Genomic DNA, 17,017 nt, shown 5'->3' on the forward strand with positions numbered 1-17,017 from the left:
CACTAGGTTGCGCCGGCTCGGACGGCGGCCTCGTTGACCCGAGTGAGAACGCCGTGGAGTTCTTGGAGGACGTCGAGGTCGACGCCGAGCGCATCGACGACCGCCGGCGGGATGGTCAGCGCTTGCTCTCGCAGCGCTGCACCGTCGCCGGTCAGGGCGATGTCGACGTTGCGTTCGTCGTCACCGCGCCGTTGGCGAACGACGAGGCCGGATGACTCGAGCCGCTTCAGCAGTGGGGACAGGGTCGCCGAATCCAGTTGCAGCACATGACCGATGTCCTTCACGGCGCGCGGCGACACCTCCCAGAGCGCCAGCATGACCAGATACTGCGGGTGGGTGAGTCCGAGGGGCTCGAGCAACCGCCGATAGATCTTCAGAACCGACCTGTTGGCAACCGCGAGGGCGAAGCACACCTGGCGTTCCAGCAGCAGCGGATTGGCCTCTGCGTCTGCGATGTTCGCGTCGGACATACCGTCACCGTCCGCGATACTTGCGGTGATATTCCTGGTACAGGTCTGCGTTCCGCTCCCTCTCCCGCTTGTCGATGAGGTCGGGATCGAGGCCGTGCTGACTCAGACGATGCCGCCGGTACACACGGTTCAGCGCGATGGTGAAGAACACGTACGCGATGGGGATCGGCAGCGCCATCGTGATCCGCACATCCCAGCCGGCGGGTACGAACAGGAACGGCAGCATCAGGATCAGACACGGGATCGCCCACCGGACGACCATTCTCAGCGCCGCCCGAGGGCCCGCGAGATCGTTGGCCACCCACTCGGTCATCGACGCGGGCAGCGTCGCGCCGTAGGCGTAACGCACGTACTGCAGACCTCGGGGGCGAGCGACCGACTTTTGCACGAATTGATCGTACACGATCGAATCGTGCACATAATGCCGCTGGTCGAGCAAGCGTATCGAGACCCGCCGCACCCTTCCGCCGGTCGAGTAGCCTGCGAGCCCCTGGGCGAGCAAGCGTATCGAGACCCGCCGCCCGTCAGCCCCGCCGCCGCGGCACCCCGAACCGCGCGACGATCGCCCGGATCCGGTTCTCGTCGTCGACCACGAAGGACTCAGTGACATGCGCGGCCAGACCCAGCGCCTTCGGCCGCACGTGGACCCAGTAGCGCGTGGAGACCATGTGGCCGTCGACATCGGCGTCGAACTCGCTGATGCGGTGGATCAGCCGGAACTGCGGTGCGCGCCGTAGGCCACGCGAGATATGCGGTCCGTTACGACCCGTCTTGAGTCCCAACTCGATTCGCGTGCACTCCGGATGAAGAGACACATGCGACGGATCGTGGCTGACCAGGGCGTCGACATAGGCACGCGCCGCGGCGACGCGTTGCGCGGCCCGCTCGGGGTCGAGGTCGGGCGTCACGGCTACCGCGCGCCGTACACGGGCACCGGCGCCGGCGACTTCGCCAGGATCTCTTCGACAACGGCGCTCAATTCCGCTGGCGCCCAACGTGATCCCTTGTCTTGCTCGGCACTGCGTTGGAAGGCGTCGATGACGGTGACCTTGCCACCCTCGACCTCGAACACCCGCCCGGTGACCGCCGACGACTGCGGCGAACCGAGCCACACCACCAGCGGCGAGATGTTCGCGGGGTCCATCGCGTCGAAGGAGCCGTCGGCGGGGGCGGCCATCTGTTCGGCCATCGCCTCGCCGGCACCCATGGTCATCTGGGTCCGCGCCGAGGGTGCGATCGCGTTGGCCGTCACTCCGTAGTTGCCCAGTTCGGCTGCGGCCTGGATGGTCAGCGCCGTGATCCCGGCCTTGGCGGCGACGTAGTTGCCCTGACCGACGGACCCGAACAGTCCGGCGCCCGAGGAGGTGTTGATGATCCGCGCGGTCGGCTGGTTGCCCGCCTTCGACTGGGCACGCCAGTACGCCGCAGCGTGATGCAAGGTCACGAAGTGTCCCTTGAGGTGCACGCGGATGACCGCATCCCACTCGTCTTCCGACATGGCCACGAGCATCCGGTCACGCACGAATCCCGCGTTGTTGACCACGATGTCGAGTCCACCGAACGTGTCGACCGTCGTCTTGATCATGGCCGCCCCGGCGTCCCAATCCGCGACGTCGGACACGATGGCCAGCGCCTCACCGCCTGCGTCGGTGATCTCGGCCGCCACCGCGTGCGCCGAGTTCGCATCGAAGTCGTTGACCACCACCTTCGCGCCGTCGGCGGCGAACGCCAGCGCGTGTGCACGCCCGATCCCCTGCCCGGCCCCGGTCACGATCGCCACACGACCTTCATTGAGCTTGTCAGTCAAGACTTCTCCCCTTCTTCGATTCACTCGTCGGCGTTGACTGCGACGGTTCACACCTTGTTGTCGGCGGTGGCGGCGGCCAGAAAGGCCGGGCGTTCACCCCCACCGTGCACGGTCAACGTCGACCCGGTGATGTATCCCGCGAGTGGACTGAGCAGGAACGCCACCGCGTTGCCGACGTCCTCCGGCATCGCCAGCCGCCCCATCGGGATCGTCGCGCCCACGGCGGCCACCCCCGCGTCGTCGCCGAAATGCAGATGTGCCTGCTCGGTGAGGACCGATCCGCACACGACCGAGTTGATACGCACGTGCGGCGCCCATTCGATGGCCAACGAGGTGACCGCGTTGTCGAGGCCGGCCTTGGCCGCGCCGTACGCCGAGGTGCCCGGCGACGGACGGTGACCGCTCACACTCGACACGTTCACGATGGCGCCGCCGGTGGCCTGGTCGCGCATCACCGCGTGGGCGGCGCGCGAAACGGTCAACGGCGCAAGCAGATTCAGCTCCACGATCTTGCTCGAGAACCTCGGGGACGCGTCCGCGGCCAGCGCGAACGGCGACCCTCCGGCGTTGTTGACCACGCCGTCGAGCCGCCCGTGCGACTCGGCGATGCCGCGCACCATCGCCTCGACCGCATCCGCGTCTCGGACGTCACATTCGATGAACTCGATGTCCGAGCCCGCCGTCGGGTTGCGGCCGCACGCGACGGGGACGGCGCCGAGATCGGCCAGCACGCGCGCGATGCCCGCGCCCACACCACGGGTTCCGCCGGTCACCAGCACGACCTTCTTGTCCAGCCCGAGGTCGAGACCGCGACCGGGTACCGGAGTGGCGCCGCCCTCCGGGCCGGCGGCCTGACCTGCGGTCTGCCCGTCTGCCTTCATGAGTGCTACCCTACCAAACAACCAAGCACTTGCTTGGTTGCGGTTGAGTACCCGAGAGGAGCAGGTGTGCCGATCACCACGACACGCACCGAGAGCGGGATCGTGACGGTGACCGTCGACTACCCGCCGGTAAACGCATTGCCGTCCGCGGCCTGGTTCGAGCTGGCCGACGCCGTCACCGCTGCGGGCGAGGACATGTCCACCCACGTGGTGATCCTGCGAGCCGAGGGTCGCGGGTTCAACGCAGGCGTCGACATCAAGGAGATGCAGGCGACCGAGGGTTTCGACGCCCTGATCGGCGCCAACCGCGGATGTGCCTCAGCATTCTCCGCTGTCTATGACTGCAAGGTCCCGGTGATCGTCGCGGTGAACGGGTTCTGCGTCGGCGGCGGGATCGGTCTGGTCGGCAACGCCGACGTCATCGTCGCATCCGACGACGCCGTCTTCGGACTGCCCGAGGTCGACCGCGGCGCGCTCGGTGCGGCCACACACCTGGCACGGCTGGTCCCGCAACACATGATGCGCACGCTCTACTACACCGCGCAGAATGTGACCGCTCAGCAGCTCGAGCATTTCGGTTCGGTGTACCGGGTGGTCACGCGCGATCAACTGCTCGACACGGCGATGGACGTGGCAGAGAAGATCGCCACCAAGGACACCCGTGTGATCCGCGCCGCGAAGGAAGCCATCAACCACATCGATCCGGTCGACGTGAAGAGCAGCTACCGACTCGAGCAGGGCTTCACCTTCGAACTCAATCTGGCCGGTGTGGCCGACGAACACCGTGACGCGTTCGTCTCCACCGGCAAGGCCCTCGACACCGCCGGCTCGAACAGCAATGGAGGACGTCCCTGATGGCGGCGACACCGACCGACAAGACCAGTTCCCTCGACGACGTCATCGGCGAACTGCGCGACGGGATGACGATCGGCATCGGCGGCTGGGGTTCACGCCGCAAGCCGATGGCCCTCGTCCGCGCGCTGGCCCGCTCCGACGTCAAGGATCTGACCGTGGTGACCTATGGCGGGCCCGACCTCGGATTGCTGTGCGCGGCAGGCAAGGTCCGGCGTGCCTACTACGGCTTCGTGTCGCTGGACTCGGCCCCGTTCTACGATCCGTGGTTCGCCAAGGCCCGCACCTCGGGAACCCTCGAGGCACGTGAGATGGATGAGGGCATGGTCAAGTGCGGACTCGAGGCGGCAGCCTCCCGGGTTCCGTTCCTGCCCATCCGCGCCGGCCTCGGTTCGGACGTGCCGAACTTCTGGGAGGGCGAGCTCAAGACCGTCACATCCCCGTATCCGGCGGCCGATGGCCGGACCGAGACGCTGATCGCGATGCCCGCGTTGCGTCTCGATGCGGCGTTCGTGCATCTCGATCTGGCCGACAGCCGCGGCAACGCCGCATACACGGGCGTCGACCCGTACATGGACGACATCTTTTGCGCCGCCGCCGAACGCAGGTACCTGGAGACCGACCAACTCGTGTCCACCGAGGTGCTGGTGAAAACTGTTCCAACGCAACGCATGCTACTCAACCGGATGAACGTGGACCGCGTCGTCCACGCACCGAACGGTGCGCATTTCACGTTTGCGGGTGAATACGGCCGTGATGAGAAGTTCCAGCAGTTCTATGTGGAATCGGCCAAGGACCCGGAGACCTGGGCCGCGTTCTCGAAACGATTCCTCGAGGTCGACGAGGCCGACTACCAGCACGCCGTCACCGAATGGCAGGGCGAGCAGGAGGAGCAGAAATGAGCACCACTTCCCCGTCGGTTGAGCCTGTCGAAACCATCACCCGCGCCGAGATCTGCGTGGTCGCGTGCGCCGAGATCTTCTCCGGTGCAGGCGAGATCATGGCATCGCCGATGGCACCGACACCCCTGATCGGTGCGCGCCTGGCCCGGCTGACCACGGAACCCGATCTGCTGATCACCGACGGCGAGGCGCTGATCCTCGCCGACACCCCACCCATCGGCAAGTCCGGGCCGATCGAGGGGTGGATGCCGTTCCGCAAAGTGTTCGACGTCGTCGCCTCGGGTCGCCGGCATGTGGTGATGGGCGCCAACCAGATCGACCGCTTCGGCAATCAGAACCTGTCGGCGTTCGGCCCCTTGCAGCAGCCGACACGTCAGATGTTCGGTGTGCGTGGCGCGCCCGGGAACACGATCAACCATCCGACGAGTTATTGGGTGGCCCGCCACTCGCCGCGGGTGTTCACCGAAACCGTCGACATCGTGTCCGGGATCGGTTATGACAAGGTCGATCCCGACAATCCGGCCTTCCGCGACCTGAACATCCACCGGGTCGTGACGAATCTGGGCATCTTCGATTTCGACGGCCCCGACCACACCATGCGGGCACGCTCCCTACATCCCGGCGTCACCGCCGACGAGGTCGCCGAGAACACGGGCTTCGAGATCGCCGGACTCGCCGACGCCCCGACGACACGTCTGCCGTCCGAGGAGGAACTGACGTTGATCCGGGACGTTCTCGACCCCAAGGGCGTGCGGAATCGAGAAGTGAAGTGACCTCTGCTGCCCGGGCCGCCGGTCTGTCGACCCGATTCACCGAGCTGGTCGGCATCGAGTACCCGATCGTCCAGACCGGAATGGGCTGGGTGTCGGGGCCGGCATTGACGTCGGCCACCTCCAACGCGGGCGGACTGGGCATCCTCGCCTCGGCAACGATGACCTACGACGAACTCGAGGCGGCCATTGCCAAGACGAAGTCATTGACCGACAAGCCCTTCGGGGTCAACATCCGGGCCGATGCCACCGACGCGCCGGAGCGAATCGACCTGCTGATCCGCGAGGGCGTGCGGGTGGCGTCGTTCGCGCTGGCACCGAAGCAGGAGCTCATCGCCAAGCTGAAAGCGAACGGGGTCGTGGTGATCCCGTCCATCGGCGCGGCGAAGCACGCCGTGAAGGTGGCGTCATGGGGTGCCGACGCCGTCATCGTGCAGGGCGGCGAGGGCGGCGGGCATACCGGACCGGTCGCCACCACGCTGCTGCTGCCGTCGGTCCTGGATGCGTTGGCGGCCAAAGGCATCGACATGCCAGTGGTGGCGGCCGGCGGATTCTTCGACGGTCGTGGCCTGGTGGCGGCACTGTCCTATGGCGCCGAGGGAGTCGCGATGGGGACCCGGTTCCTGCTCACCTCCGATAGCGCCGTCCCTGACGCCGTGAAGCAGGAATACCTGCAGCGCGGATTGGGCGACACCGTGGTGTCGGTCAAAGTCGACGGGATGCCGCACCGAGTGCTGCGCACCCCACTGGTGGAAGCGCTCGAGAGCGGCAGTCGGGCCAAGGCATTGATCGCCGCGGCCCGAAATGCCAACGAGTTCAAGCAGATGACCGGCATGAAGTGGACCACGATGCTCCGCGACGGTCGTACCATGCGCAAGTCCGGCGAGCGCAGCTGGCAGCAGGTGATCATGGCCGGCAACACCCCCATGTTGCTGAAAGCCGGCCTCGTCGAAGGCGATACCCGCGCCGGCGTGCTGGCGTCCGGGCAGGTGGTGGGCATGATCGACGACCTACCGACCTGTGACCAGCTCGTCCAATCGATCATGACGCAGGCGCACGACCGGCTGAAGGCACTCGGCACGCTGGGGTGAGTCGGACGATCACTGGCGGAGTCATCCAGATATGACGTCCTTCCCGAGGTTAGTCACTCGCACGGCCAGCGGTTGGTTGACGCGATCAGTAACACGTTCTATGCAGCGCCACGCCGAGCCCGCTCGCGGGCACTCGAGTGCCGATCCACGTACTCCTGACCCGTGAGCTCCTGGATCGCTGCCATCAGTTCGTTGGTCGCCTCACGCCAAGATGCAGGGTCCGTCGAAGACTCGGACCACTTCGCAAGTTTCAACGGCTCACCGATGCGAATCTCGACCCGACCGCGGCGCCAGCCTCGCGTGCCCCGCGGATTGATCGATCGGGTACCGACGATACCAACAGGCACGACTGGGTGATTCCCCTGCAACGCGACCCGCATTACGCCAGTCCGTCCGCGCCACAGACGACCGTCGGGGGAGCGTGTGCCTTCTGGATAGATCGCCCACACTCTCCCGCGCTGGAGGATTCCACTCGCCGTCGCGAGGGCTACGTCCGCGCGACCAACGCCCTCCCGCCGGATCGGAATCTGGCCAGTCAGTCGACAAAGCGTCCCGTAGAACCAGGCTCCCGCGCCGTCGCGGGCAAAGTACTCGCTCTTCGCAACAAACGTCAGTCGCCGGGGCAATGCCGCGCACAGTACGAGTGAGTCGATCTCCGCGAGGTGGTTTGGTGCGAGTACCACTGGCCCCTCAGGCAATGCCCCGCTCACGACAGGCCGCGCAAACCAACGGACTACCGGCCCCATGAGTATCCACTTGAGAATCCAGTACAAGGACAACCTCCCAGACAGTGTCTAGGAGACATTCTGACGATTTACTTAGACACTGTCTACATGGACGTGCGTGAGCAACTGGTCCGAGCCGGTGTCGAACTCCTGGAAGAGAAGGGCATCGGGTCGCTTACTCAGCGCCTCATCGCGACCAGGGTCGGCGTCTCCCACGGTGCCCCCCGACACCACTTCCCCTCATATGCCCATCTGCTGGCAGCGATGGCCAGATCAGGCGTCGACGACCTGGATGTCGGCGTCCAGGACAGTCTCTCTATCCCGAACCCCCAACTGGCGTTGTTCAGTGTCGGCAAGTGCGTCATCGACTTCGCCATCGCTCGCCCCGCGATGTTCGAGTTGATCTCCCGCCACGACTTACTCGAAGGAGCGGGTGCAAACCTGCGACAGACAACGAACGGGTGGCTGGTGTCTGCCAGCACTCGCATTCGTGAAATTCGTTCCGACGGTGACCAACGACACGCGCTCGCACTATGGGCGGGGGTACAGGGCCTCGGAACAATGTTCAGTCGGCGCAGCGTGGAAGCCATCGCGTCGGACGGGGTCGATCCGAGCCCAGTGCTCGGCGTCCTCATCGAGGGCGTCCTTCGAGCACCGTGACGCAATCATCTTGCGACTCGTGCAGCAACCTCCGAGCGAGGACATCCGCCGCGGACGGCTGTTACCTATGTGACTACTGTTCACCACAGTCCACCACGGTCTACCACTGTTCACTGAAGGTGCTGGATGTGTTTGCACCACTTCACATTTCACCTTGATTCGAACATGTGTTCGTGTACTCTGGAGGCATGAGAACTTCGGGGGATCTCACCACCATCAGCGATCTACTACGCGACCTATGTGTCGATGACCTGTCGGGTCATGACGCGTTCGAGGCGATGCAGCTCATGCTCATCGTCCGCAACCTCGTCGACCACCACGCCGCCCGCCTCGCCGGCATGCTGGAACGGCTGGGCGTGGCCCGCGACCACGGCCGCAGCACCCGCGAACTGCTCATCGTGATGGGCTTCGCACCATCGGTCGCCCAACGGCTCCTGCGTATCGCCGGATCGCTGGAGGCGTTACCGACCCTGGACGCCCACGCCGCCGACGGCGCCATCTCCGCCGAACACGTCGACGCCATCGCCCGCGGAGTCAGCCACATCGCCGGCAGATCAGCGGAACCGATCGACGACACGCTGCGTCTAAACCACGTGACCGATCTTCTCGGACAGTACTTCTCCGGCGCCACCCCCGCCGACATCGACAAACGTGCCCGCACCCTGGGCAACCAACTCGCCGACGACACCGACGGCCTGCCCGCCGCCGAAGACCGCGAACTCAACGAACTCGCCACCCACATCGACGACGACGGCCGCCTGCACCTCGAAGCCAGCCTCGACGTCGAAGTCGGCGAAAAACTCTCCGCCGCACTCGAAGCGTTGGGTAAGCCACGACCCGAACCCGACGGCCGCACCGACCTGCGCACCACCGCGCGACGCCACGCCGACGCGCTGGACACCCTGCTCGACATCGCCGCCCGCATCGACACCGCAGGAGTCGCCTCCGCACCCAAAACCCAAGTCCTACTGACCGTTCCCGCCGACACACCCGACCAGTCGAGCCTGGAGTTCATGGGATCGATCACCGACGCCACCCTGCGCCGCCTCTCGTGTGACAGCAGCATCACCACCATGATCGTCGACGGCGAACGCGTCCCCCTCGACATCGGCCGCGAACAGCGCCTGTTCCCCGCCCACCTGCGCCGCGCCCTGCACGTACGCGATCAGGGCTGCATCAAATGCGGCGCACCCGCCACCCGAGCCCACGCCCACCACATCATCCACTGGGCCGACGGAGGCGAAACATCCTTGCAGAACGGGTGTTTGCTCTGTCCAGCCTGTCACGCCGACGTGCACCACAACGGCTGGGACGTCATCATCGGCGCCGACCACCACCCCTGGCTCATCCCACCCGTCGCCGTCGACCCGCAGCGGCGACCGTTACCCGCCCACAACCGACGAACACTGAACCTCGACAACCTACCCAGCGCAGCCTGACCCTCACGCTCTGAACACCCAGACCGCACCCGACCTCGTCGGGACCGCATCCGTACCTTGACAACTCCACAGAGTGAAACACCCACGCCACCAACCGGTGTCACGTACCCGACGGCCGCCACCCCGACCTACACAAGGCCGGCACGGTGCGCGGTACGCAACACCGGACGGCGCCGACAAGATCGATCGTCGTACCGACTGGGTCATCGGCGGACTGGGTCATTGGCCAGACGCGGCCATCGTCCATCCGGCCGCCGCCGTGCGCTGTGCCCAGAACTCGGCGTAGCGGCCTCCGCGAGTGAGCAACTCGTGGTGGCGGCCGATGTCGACCACGCGACCGGTGTCGTCGAGCACCACGATCTGGTCGGCTGCCACGACCGTCGACAGTTTGTGTGCGATGACGAGGACGGTGCTGTTGTCGGCCAGTGCACGGATCGACGCCGCGACATGCGCTTCGTTTTCCGGATCGAGGGCGCTCGTGGCCTCATCGAACAGCACGATGGGTGCGTTCTTCAGCAGGGCGCGCGCGATGGAGACACGCTGCCGTTCACCGCCGGAGAGTGCTGACCCGGCTTCGCCGACGCGCGTGTTCCATCCGTCGGGTAGCCGCCCGACGATCGGGGTCACACCGGCGGTCTCGGCCGCAGCCGCTATCTCGTCGTCGGTGGCATCCGGCCGTCCGATCCGGATGTTCTCGCGCAGTGAGTCGTCGAAGAGATAGACGTCCTGGAACACCTGCGAAAGCTGCCTCATCAGAGTGACGGTGTCCTGGTCGCGAACGTCGACGCCGCCGACGCGGACCGCACCATCGGTCACGTCGTAGAAGCGTGCGATCAGCCGGAAGATCGTCGTCTTTCCCGATCCGGAGGGTCCCACCAGGGCGGTCATCGTGCCCGGCCGGGCCACGAAAGACACGTCCCGCAGTACCGGAGAGCTGTCATCGTAGGTGAAGGCGACACTGTCGAGTTCGATCCGGCCGTGGTCGGTGAGTTCCTTCGGCCGGTCCGGTGCCGGCATTCGTTCGGTGTCGAGAACGCCGGTGATGCGGTTGATCTCGTCGGTCGACATCCGAAGGGTCGAGCCCAACTCTGCGAGTTCGCCGATAGGACCGAAGAATCGGGCGGCAAGCCCGAAGATCGCGATCAGTAGAGCGGGTTCGATCCGGTCGGTCACCGCCAGCCAGGCGCCGAAGGCGAGAACCGCGGAGAAGACGATCTGAACCGACAACCCGTTCAACAGAATTCCCAGCACCGACCGCCACATCATCGCCTTACCGATCCGAGCCTGCTGTGCCAACGACTCGGACAGCGGCACATGATGGGAGCCGGCATCGCCGAACGCGCGCAACACCGCCTGGCACCGAGCGAACTCCAACACCCGGTTGTTGACGTCGACGGTCGCCCCGCGCTTGCGGTTCTCCGCATCCGCGAGCATCGCGCTCGACGCCCGCCCGACCAGCGCGAGAAGTACAGCCCCGGCGATCATCAGCACACCGATCCGCCAGTCGAAGAAGCACAGGCCGATCACCACGACCACCGAACTGACGGTGTTCGCGACGACCGGAGTGATGAAGTGGGCGCCGGTACTGCCGACGAACATCGTTCCCTTGACGGCGATCTGGGAGACGTCGCCGACACGGTCGCGGGTGAACCAGCCGAGCGGCAGGGTGACCATGTGGTCGCCGAGCCGGTGATGCAGCATCCGCATGCTGTAAACGGCCATTCGCATTCCCTGCATGGCCTGGATGTAGCAGGCACAAGCACCGACGGCGACAAGGACGGCGAGCGGCCACAGCCACGCGGCCGCGGCTTCGACGTCGCCGTCGAGGAGGTGGCGGACGAACGGCACGAGGGTCAGCATCGCGAGTCCCTGGGCGGTTCCGTACACGACCACCCAGAACAGGAAGACCGTGAGCCGGGAACGCTCCGGCCCGAGGATCGTATAGAAACCGCGGATCATCGTCGGGCCTCCTGTCGCGCGATCTCTTCGTCTTGTCGGGTGGTGCCCGCCTGATAGCTCGCCCACATCGCGGCGTACACGCCCCCCGCCGACACGAGGTCGGTGTGCGTCCCCTGCCCCACGACGCGGCCACCATCGAGGACGACGATGTTGTCGGCGTGCGTGATCGTGCCCAGGCGATGTGCGATGACGAGGACGGTCCGACCGGCCACCAATGTCGAGATCGCCTCTTGGATCTGGGCTTCGGATTCCGGATCGGCGAATGCGGTGGCCTCGTCGAGGACCAGGATCGGTGTGTCGGCGAGGAGTGCGCGCGCTATCGAGACGCGCTGCTCCTCGCCCCCGGAGAAGTGGGCCCCGACACCCACGATGGTGTCGTACCCGTTGGGCAGTTCGAGGATGCGGTCGTGAATGTTGGCAGCGCGTGCGGCGGCGAACACGTCGTCGTCGGTCGCATCCGGCCGCCCGAGGCGTATGTTGTCGCGCACGGATGTCGACAGCAGTTGGACGTCTTGCAGCACGAAGCCGACGTGCCGATAGAGCTCCGACGGGGCGATCTCACGAACGTCAACCCCACCGATTCTCACCGACCCCGAATCGGGGTCGCCGAACCGTGGCAGCAACGTTGCCAGAGTGGATTTCCCACTTCCGGACGGTCCGACGAGTGCGGTCAGGCTGCCGGCGGGAAGCTGGAGGTTGACGCCGTCAAGGGCCTTGACGCCCGCCGACACCCCCAGTCGCGGCGGGTAGGTGAAATCGACGTCCTCGATGACGACATCGTGGCCCACCGGCGACTTCGGACTGTCGGTGGTCGGTAGTTCGGGCTCACCGAGCAGGTCGACGATCCGTTGGGCGGCACCGGAAGCCTGCTGGCGCGTGTGCACGGCCATCGACACCGTCAGCAGTGCTGTCGGCAGCACCATCGCGATCAACGTCGAGCCGACGAGTTCGATCGGCTCCACCCATCCGCTGTCGACGAACCAATAGCCGCCGGCGAGGTTGACGAGCAAGATCAGTGGGGCGGAGAGGAATATCGACGAGACCGCCTCCAGGCGGAGCATCGGACCGATGTACCCGGAGAAGTCGTCGTTGAACTCGTCGGCTGCGTCGACGAATCGTCGGTGCGCCTTGCCCACCTGACCGAACGTCTTCACCACTGATACGCCCGCGATGAACTCGACGATTGTCGCGCTGATCTTCGCCACACCCGCATCCATCCGGGCCATCTGGGCGGTCATGTCCCGCGCCATCCACGCATAGGCGAGCGCGTACAGCGGCAACGTGGCGATCGCGAGCAGACCCAGTCGCCAGTCCAGGACGAAGCAATACGCGAGTGCGAACAACGGAGTGACGACGGCCGCCGTGGCCTCGACGTTGGCGTGCGCGACGAGGTAGTGGAGTTCGGCGACGTCGCTCTGCACGGATTTCCGTACCGCTCCCGAACTCGTGCGACTGAACCATCCGAGCGGCAGACGGCCCAGTTTGTCCGCGATCCGAACCCGTAGCTGCGCTTGAAGGTCGAGATCCGCGAAGTGAGTCACCGTCAGTGCCAGGAAACCGAACAGTGCGCGGGCCGCAAGTCCCACACCAACGATCAGCACGATCAGCCACACTCGGCCCGAATCGACGGGGCCCGGTGCGAGCAGGGTGCGACCGAGTTCGACGATGCCGATGAACGGGACCACGGTCGCCGCCGACGCCAGGAGCTGGATGGCCTGCCCCAACAGCGTGCGGGTACGAACCGGCTCGAGCAGTTCGCGCAACGCCGCGGCTTTGGCTTTGGCCTCCGCGCGTACATCCGGTTCGGCGTCGTCGGCCGGCGGGTCGGCGACATGCGTCGCCCGCGCGTCGTCCTCGAGCTCTGCACCAAGTGTCACGTGCGTACAGTATCGGCACCGAATCACCCGAGCAAGGGTTACCTAAGTTTGAGCCCGTTCGGACGACATCGCACGAGTCCGTCGACGCGACCGAGAAACGATCAGCGCGGCAAGATGCCGTCGAGAACGATCGAAAGATACTGTTGCGCAATGTCGTCGGCCGACAGCGAACCACCCGGCCGATACCAGCGCACCGCCACCCAGACCGTGTCGCGCAGGAATCGGTAGGCCAGTTCGACGTCGAGGTCGGCACGGAACTCGCCGTCGTCGACCCCGCGCCGCAGCACCGCGTGCCACAGCTGACGGAACTCGGTGTTGAGCTCCCCGATGTAGGCGAAACGCTCTTGCGCGGCAAGGCGTTTGGCCTCGTCCTGGTAGATCGCGACGGCGTTGCGCTGCGCGTCGATCGACTCGAACGACGCGACGACCAGTCGACGAAGGGTCTCGGCCGCACTCAGGCCGGCCCCGGCGATCTCGCGGTATCGCGAGAACAGGTCGTCGAGGAAACCCCGTAGCAACTCGTCGACCATCGACTCCTTGGAGTCGAAGTGATGGTAGAGGCTGCCGGAGAGGATGCCGGCGGCGTCGGCGATGTCACGGACCGTGGTCGACCGCAGCCCCTGCTCGGCGAACATCCGACCCGCGGTGGACAGCAGTTCGTCTCGCCTGGTGGAGCCGGGAACGGTGCTGCGTGGGGCCATGGGCCTACCCTAGCAAGCGCTTGGCCGGGTCCGCGGTGTGCGAACCCGGCCAAGCTGGGCGAACCCGGTGAGAGAAAACCGTCAGCGCTTCTTCAGCTTCTTGATGGCCTTGTTGTTGAAGAACGCCCACATCTTCAGCTGACCGTTGGTCATCCGCTTGTCGCTTGCGGTGAACGGCGGTGACATCAACTCGGCCACCGACACCGGCAGCGTCGAGACGGTGACAGCGCGGGCATGGCTGAAGGTCTCGAAACCGAACCGGCCGTGGTAGTTGCCCATGCCGCTCTTCCCGACACCGCCGAACGGCAGTTCCAGGCTGAACAGGTGGGTGGCGAAGTCGTTGGCGTTGATCGATCCGCTGCGGGTGCCGTCGGCGAGCTTCTTGAAGTTCTCGTTGTCGTCGCCGGACCAGTACATGGTCAGCGGGTGCGGATGGCTGCTGATGTGGCTGATGGCCTCCGACAGGTCGCGGTACGGGTAGACAGTCAGCACGGGACCGAAGACCTCGTCCTCCTCGACCTTCATGCCGGCCTTGACCCCGGTGAGCAGCGTCGGCGGGATCTTGCGGGTCTCGGCATCCGGCAGCGACTCGCCCGCCGGGATGACCTGGTGCTTGGTGGCGCCGAGCTGCTCGGCGTCCTCGATGAGTCCGACGATGCGGGTGAAGTTCTTCTCGTTGATCGTCGAGGTGTACTCCGCGTTCGAGCGGATGGTCGGGAACTTCTCCTTCCAGCGCGCGATCACCTTGTCGGTGAACTCGCCGAGCTTCGCCTCGGGCACGAACACGTAGTCGGGGCACAGGCAGACCTGGCCGCCGTTGACCAGGCGCGCGTCGGCGATGAACTTGGCGGCCTTGTCGATGTCGGCATCGACGTCGACCACGGCGGGGTTCTTGCCGCCGAGTTCCAAGGTCACCGGCACGAGGTTCTTGGCCGCTTCCTGCGCCACCGAAGATCCGACCTCGGGCGAGCCGGTGAAGAACATGTGGTCGACCTTGAGCTTCGCGAAGTCCGACCCGGACCCGTGCTTGCTCGTGATGACCGCGAGCTCTTCGATCGAGAAGTAGTCGGGTGCGTGCTTGGCGATGACCTCGGTGGTCCGTGCCGTGACCGACGACGGGCGCATCAACACCCGGTTGCCGGCCGCGAACGCCGACCCCGCGGGAACGAAGGTGAGGTTCAGCGGGAAGTTCCAGGGCCCCATGATGCCGACGACACCGAGCGGGTCGTGGCGGAGGCGCTGCTTGAAGCCGGCCAACCCCTGGCCCTTGGCGACGTTGACCTCCTTCATCCACTTCTCGGCGTGACGTCGCTGATGGGTGAGGTCGATCATGCAGCCGACGATGTCGGTGGCCATCGACAGCTCGCGCGGACGCGACCCGAAATCGGCTTCCAGCGCCTGCGCGATCTCCTCCGAGTTGTCGAGCAGCAGCGACGACAGGCGGGTGATCCGGTCGATGCGGGTCTTCGCGTCCGGGATGCCGTCACGCAGGAACGCAGCACGCTGGATCTCCAGCAGCTCGGTCATCGTGTGCGCTTCCGACGAGACACGGTCCCCGACCGCCGTCCGCAACTCTGCTGGTTTGGTCATTAGTGATCCTCCGAACGTTGCCAGTGCCTCGCACGAGGTCGTGAGACGAACTCGTACATCAGTTCCAGCCTAGTATGCGTCAGATCACAGCGTTCTGGCCACATGGGTATTCAGATGCGGCCCCCGCCTCACCCCAGCCGCTCGATGATCGTCACGTTCGCGGTGCCGCCGCCCTCGCACATCGTCTGCAGGCCGTACCGACCGCCGGTCCGTTCGAGTTCGTTGAGCAGGGTGGCGAACAGCTTGGCGCCGGTCGCGCCGAGTGGGTGACCGAGGGCGATCCCGCCGCCGTTGCGGTTGACCCTCGCCGGGTCGGCTCCGGTTTCCTTGAGCCACGCGAGCACGACGGACGCGAAGGCCTCATTGATCTCGATCACGTCGATGTCGTCGATACTCAGGCCGGTCTTCGCCAAGGCGTACGCGGTGGCCGGGATCGGCGCCGACAACATCATCACCGGGTCGTCGCCGCGCACCGACATGTGGTGGATACGGGCCCGCGGGGTCAGGCCGTACTCCTCGAGGGCTTTCTCCGAGACAACCAGCGTGGCCGACGCACCGTCGCAGATCTGCGACGACACGGCCGCGGTCAACCGAGATCCCTCGGCCAGCGGCTGCAGTCCGGCCATCTTCTCCATCGACGTCTCGCGCGGGCATTCGTCGACGACGCAGTCCCCGAGCGGCACGTTCTCGTTGTCGAACCGGCCCTCGGCGATCGCGGCGCGAGCACGCTCGTGTGACTGCAGCGCCCACCGCTCCATGTCCTCGCGCGAGATGTCCCACTTGTTGGCCATCATGTCGGCACCGTTGAACTGGGAGACGGCGGCATCGCCGAATCGCTCCCGCCAGCCCGCGGATTCAGCTGTGGGGGTGGTGAAACCGAGTTCCTGTCCGGCGATCATGGCCTGCGAGATCGGGATGGCGCTCATGTTCTGCACACCGCCCGCGACGACGACGTCCTGCGTCCCGCTCATCACTCCCTGCGCCGCGAAGTGGATGGCCTGTTGCGACGACCCGCACTGACGGTCGACCGTCGTACCGGGAACAGACAACGGCAATCCGGCGGCAAGCCACGCGGTGCGGGCGATGTTGCCGGCCTGCGGGCCGATCGCATCGACACAACCGAACACCACGTCGTCCACCACGTCGGGGTCGATGCCCGTGCGGTCGACCAGCGACTTGATGATGTGGGCACCCAGGTCGGCGGGGTGCGTCTTGGCGAGCGACCCGTTGCGCTTGCCGACGGGCGTGCGGATGGCGTCGACGATGTAGGCCGCAGGTGTGGACGATGTCATG

Annotated in this window: 17 protein-coding genes; 6 read left to right on the forward strand and 11 right to left on the reverse strand. The window is 65.9% G+C overall.

The window, feature by feature from the left end; all coding sequences use genetic code 11:
- Window positions 1-2: 2 nt before the first annotated feature.
- The 5 genes from VZC37_RS22995 to VZC37_RS23015 form a co-directional block, all read right to left on the reverse strand.
- On the reverse strand, window positions 3-470 hold the full coding sequence (locus tag VZC37_RS22995) for a MarR family winged helix-turn-helix transcriptional regulator (protein WP_330436181.1): 468 nt from the start codon (window positions 468-470) through the stop codon (window positions 3-5).
- 4 nt (window positions 471-474) lie between these two features.
- Window positions 475-858, reverse strand: a complete 384-nt coding sequence (locus VZC37_RS23000) for a DUF5313 domain-containing protein (protein ID WP_330436183.1) — start codon at window positions 856-858, stop codon at window positions 475-477.
- A 136-nt stretch (window positions 859-994) separates the two neighbouring features.
- Window positions 995-1,378, reverse strand: a complete 384-nt coding sequence (locus VZC37_RS23005) for a DUF8021 domain-containing protein (RefSeq protein WP_330436185.1) — start codon at window positions 1,376-1,378, stop codon at window positions 995-997.
- A 2-nt stretch (window positions 1,379-1,380) separates the two neighbouring features.
- Window positions 1,381-2,277: an SDR family oxidoreductase gene (locus tag VZC37_RS23010; RefSeq protein ID WP_330436187.1), complete on the reverse strand. Its 897-nt coding sequence runs from the start codon at window positions 2,275-2,277 to the stop codon at window positions 1,381-1,383.
- A gap of 47 nt (window positions 2,278-2,324) precedes the next feature.
- Window positions 2,325-3,158: an SDR family oxidoreductase gene (locus VZC37_RS23015; protein WP_330436189.1), complete on the reverse strand. Its 834-nt coding sequence runs from the start codon at window positions 3,156-3,158 to the stop codon at window positions 2,325-2,327.
- A gap of 66 nt (window positions 3,159-3,224) precedes the next feature.
- Between VZC37_RS23015 and echA20 the strand changes: the two genes are divergently transcribed.
- From echA20 to VZC37_RS23035, 4 genes are read left to right on the forward strand one after another with little or no spacing between them, the layout of a single operon-like run.
- A complete protein-coding gene (gene echA20, locus VZC37_RS23020) occupies window positions 3,225-4,013 on the forward strand; it encodes a (7aS)-7a-methyl-1,5-dioxo-2,3,5,6,7,7a-hexahydro-1H-indene-carboxyl-CoA hydrolase (RefSeq protein WP_330436190.1) in 789 nt (262 codons plus the stop codon).
- Window positions 4,013-4,912: a CoA transferase subunit A gene (locus VZC37_RS23025; RefSeq protein ID WP_330436192.1), complete on the forward strand. Its 900-nt coding sequence runs from the start codon at window positions 4,013-4,015 to the stop codon at window positions 4,910-4,912. Before echA20 ends, VZC37_RS23025 begins: the two co-directional genes overlap by 1 nt.
- A complete protein-coding gene (locus VZC37_RS23030; protein WP_330436193.1) occupies window positions 4,909-5,685 on the forward strand; it encodes a CoA-transferase subunit beta in 777 nt (258 codons plus the stop codon). Before VZC37_RS23025 ends, VZC37_RS23030 begins: the two co-directional genes overlap by 4 nt.
- On the forward strand, window positions 5,682-6,773 hold the full coding sequence (locus VZC37_RS23035) for an NAD(P)H-dependent flavin oxidoreductase (RefSeq protein WP_330436195.1): 1,092 nt from the start codon (window positions 5,682-5,684) through the stop codon (window positions 6,771-6,773). The genes VZC37_RS23030 and VZC37_RS23035 overlap by 4 nt, the downstream gene beginning before the upstream one ends.
- A 98-nt stretch (window positions 6,774-6,871) precedes the next feature.
- On the opposite strand, the gene VZC37_RS23040 is transcribed toward VZC37_RS23035, so the two are convergent.
- Window positions 6,872-7,519, reverse strand: a complete 648-nt coding sequence (locus VZC37_RS23040; protein ID WP_330436392.1) for a lysophospholipid acyltransferase family protein — start codon at window positions 7,517-7,519, stop codon at window positions 6,872-6,874.
- A gap of 87 nt (window positions 7,520-7,606) precedes the next feature.
- Here VZC37_RS23040 and VZC37_RS23045 point away from each other — a divergent pair, with 87 nt between their 5' ends.
- Together VZC37_RS23045 and VZC37_RS23050 are read left to right on the forward strand one after the other, a co-directional pair.
- Window positions 7,607-8,158 (forward strand): TetR/AcrR family transcriptional regulator, encoded by a 552-nt coding sequence (locus VZC37_RS23045; protein ID WP_330436198.1) that lies wholly within the window; start codon window positions 7,607-7,609, stop codon window positions 8,156-8,158.
- 188 nt (window positions 8,159-8,346) lie between these two features.
- Window positions 8,347-9,597: an HNH endonuclease gene (locus tag VZC37_RS23050; protein WP_330436200.1), complete on the forward strand. Its 1,251-nt coding sequence runs from the start codon at window positions 8,347-8,349 to the stop codon at window positions 9,595-9,597.
- Between the two features lie 219 nt (window positions 9,598-9,816).
- Here the strand turns inward: VZC37_RS23050 and VZC37_RS23055 are convergent, their stop codons facing one another.
- The 5 genes from VZC37_RS23055 to VZC37_RS23075 all read right to left on the reverse strand — a co-directional run bounded on the left by VZC37_RS23055 (window position 9,817) and on the right by VZC37_RS23075 (window position 17,016).
- On the reverse strand, window positions 9,817-11,556 hold the full coding sequence (locus tag VZC37_RS23055; RefSeq protein WP_330436202.1) for an ABC transporter ATP-binding protein: 1,740 nt from the start codon (window positions 11,554-11,556) through the stop codon (window positions 9,817-9,819).
- Window positions 11,553-13,433, reverse strand: coding sequence for an ABC transporter ATP-binding protein (locus tag VZC37_RS23060; RefSeq protein WP_431309477.1), 1,881 nt, complete (start codon window positions 13,431-13,433; stop codon window positions 11,553-11,555). The genes VZC37_RS23055 and VZC37_RS23060 overlap by 4 nt, the downstream gene beginning before the upstream one ends.
- 101 nt (window positions 13,434-13,534) lie before the next feature.
- Complete coding sequence (locus tag VZC37_RS23065) at window positions 13,535-14,134, reverse strand: TetR/AcrR family transcriptional regulator (RefSeq protein WP_330436204.1); 600 nt, start codon at window positions 14,132-14,134, stop codon at window positions 13,535-13,537.
- A gap of 81 nt (window positions 14,135-14,215) precedes the next feature.
- Window positions 14,216-15,724 carry an aldehyde dehydrogenase family protein gene (locus VZC37_RS23070; RefSeq protein WP_330436206.1) on the reverse strand — a complete coding sequence of 503 codons (1,509 nt, stop codon included), beginning with the start codon at window positions 15,722-15,724 and terminating at the stop codon, window positions 14,216-14,218.
- 128 nt (window positions 15,725-15,852) lie between these two features.
- Window positions 15,853-17,016, reverse strand: a complete 1,164-nt coding sequence (locus tag VZC37_RS23075) for an acetyl-CoA C-acetyltransferase (RefSeq protein ID WP_330436208.1) — start codon at window positions 17,014-17,016, stop codon at window positions 15,853-15,855.
- Window position 17,017 lies beyond the last annotated feature (1 nt).

The sequence above is a fragment of the Gordonia sesuvii genome (assembly GCF_036350415.1).
GTDB classification, from domain to species: Bacteria; Actinomycetota; Actinomycetes; order Mycobacteriales; family Mycobacteriaceae; genus Gordonia; species Gordonia sesuvii.

Excerpts from the sequence above, each read along its gene's own strand:
- VZC37_RS23070 (WP_330436206.1), bottom strand. The coding sequence starts at position 15,724 with ATGACCAAACCAGCAGAGTTGCGGACGGCGGTCGGGGACCGTGTCTCG.
- VZC37_RS22995 (WP_330436181.1), bottom strand. The coding sequence starts at position 470 with ATGTCCGACGCGAACATCGCAGACGCAGAGGCCAATCCGCTGCTGCTG.
- VZC37_RS23030 (WP_330436193.1), top strand. The coding sequence starts at position 4,909 with ATGAGCACCACTTCCCCGTCGGTTGAGCCTGTCGAAACCATCACCCGC.
- VZC37_RS23065 (WP_330436204.1), bottom strand. The coding sequence starts at position 14,134 with ATGGCCCCACGCAGCACCGTTCCCGGCTCCACCAGGCGAGACGAACTG.
- VZC37_RS23045 (WP_330436198.1), top strand. The coding sequence starts at position 7,607 with ATGGACGTGCGTGAGCAACTGGTCCGAGCCGGTGTCGAACTCCTGGAA.
- VZC37_RS23025 (WP_330436192.1), top strand. The coding sequence starts at position 4,013 with ATGGCGGCGACACCGACCGACAAGACCAGTTCCCTCGACGACGTCATC.
- VZC37_RS23015 (WP_330436189.1), bottom strand. The coding sequence starts at position 3,158 with ATGAAGGCAGACGGGCAGACCGCAGGTCAGGCCGCCGGCCCGGAGGGC.
- VZC37_RS23055 (WP_330436202.1), bottom strand. The coding sequence starts at position 11,556 with ATGATCCGCGGTTTCTATACGATCCTCGGGCCGGAGCGTTCCCGGCTC.
- VZC37_RS23050 (WP_330436200.1), top strand. The coding sequence starts at position 8,347 with ATGAGAACTTCGGGGGATCTCACCACCATCAGCGATCTACTACGCGAC.
- VZC37_RS23040 (WP_330436392.1), bottom strand. The coding sequence starts at position 7,519 with ATGGGGCCGGTAGTCCGTTGGTTTGCGCGGCCTGTCGTGAGCGGGGCA.
- VZC37_RS23075 (WP_330436208.1), bottom strand. The coding sequence starts at position 17,016 with ATGACATCGTCCACACCTGCGGCCTACATCGTCGACGCCATCCGCACG.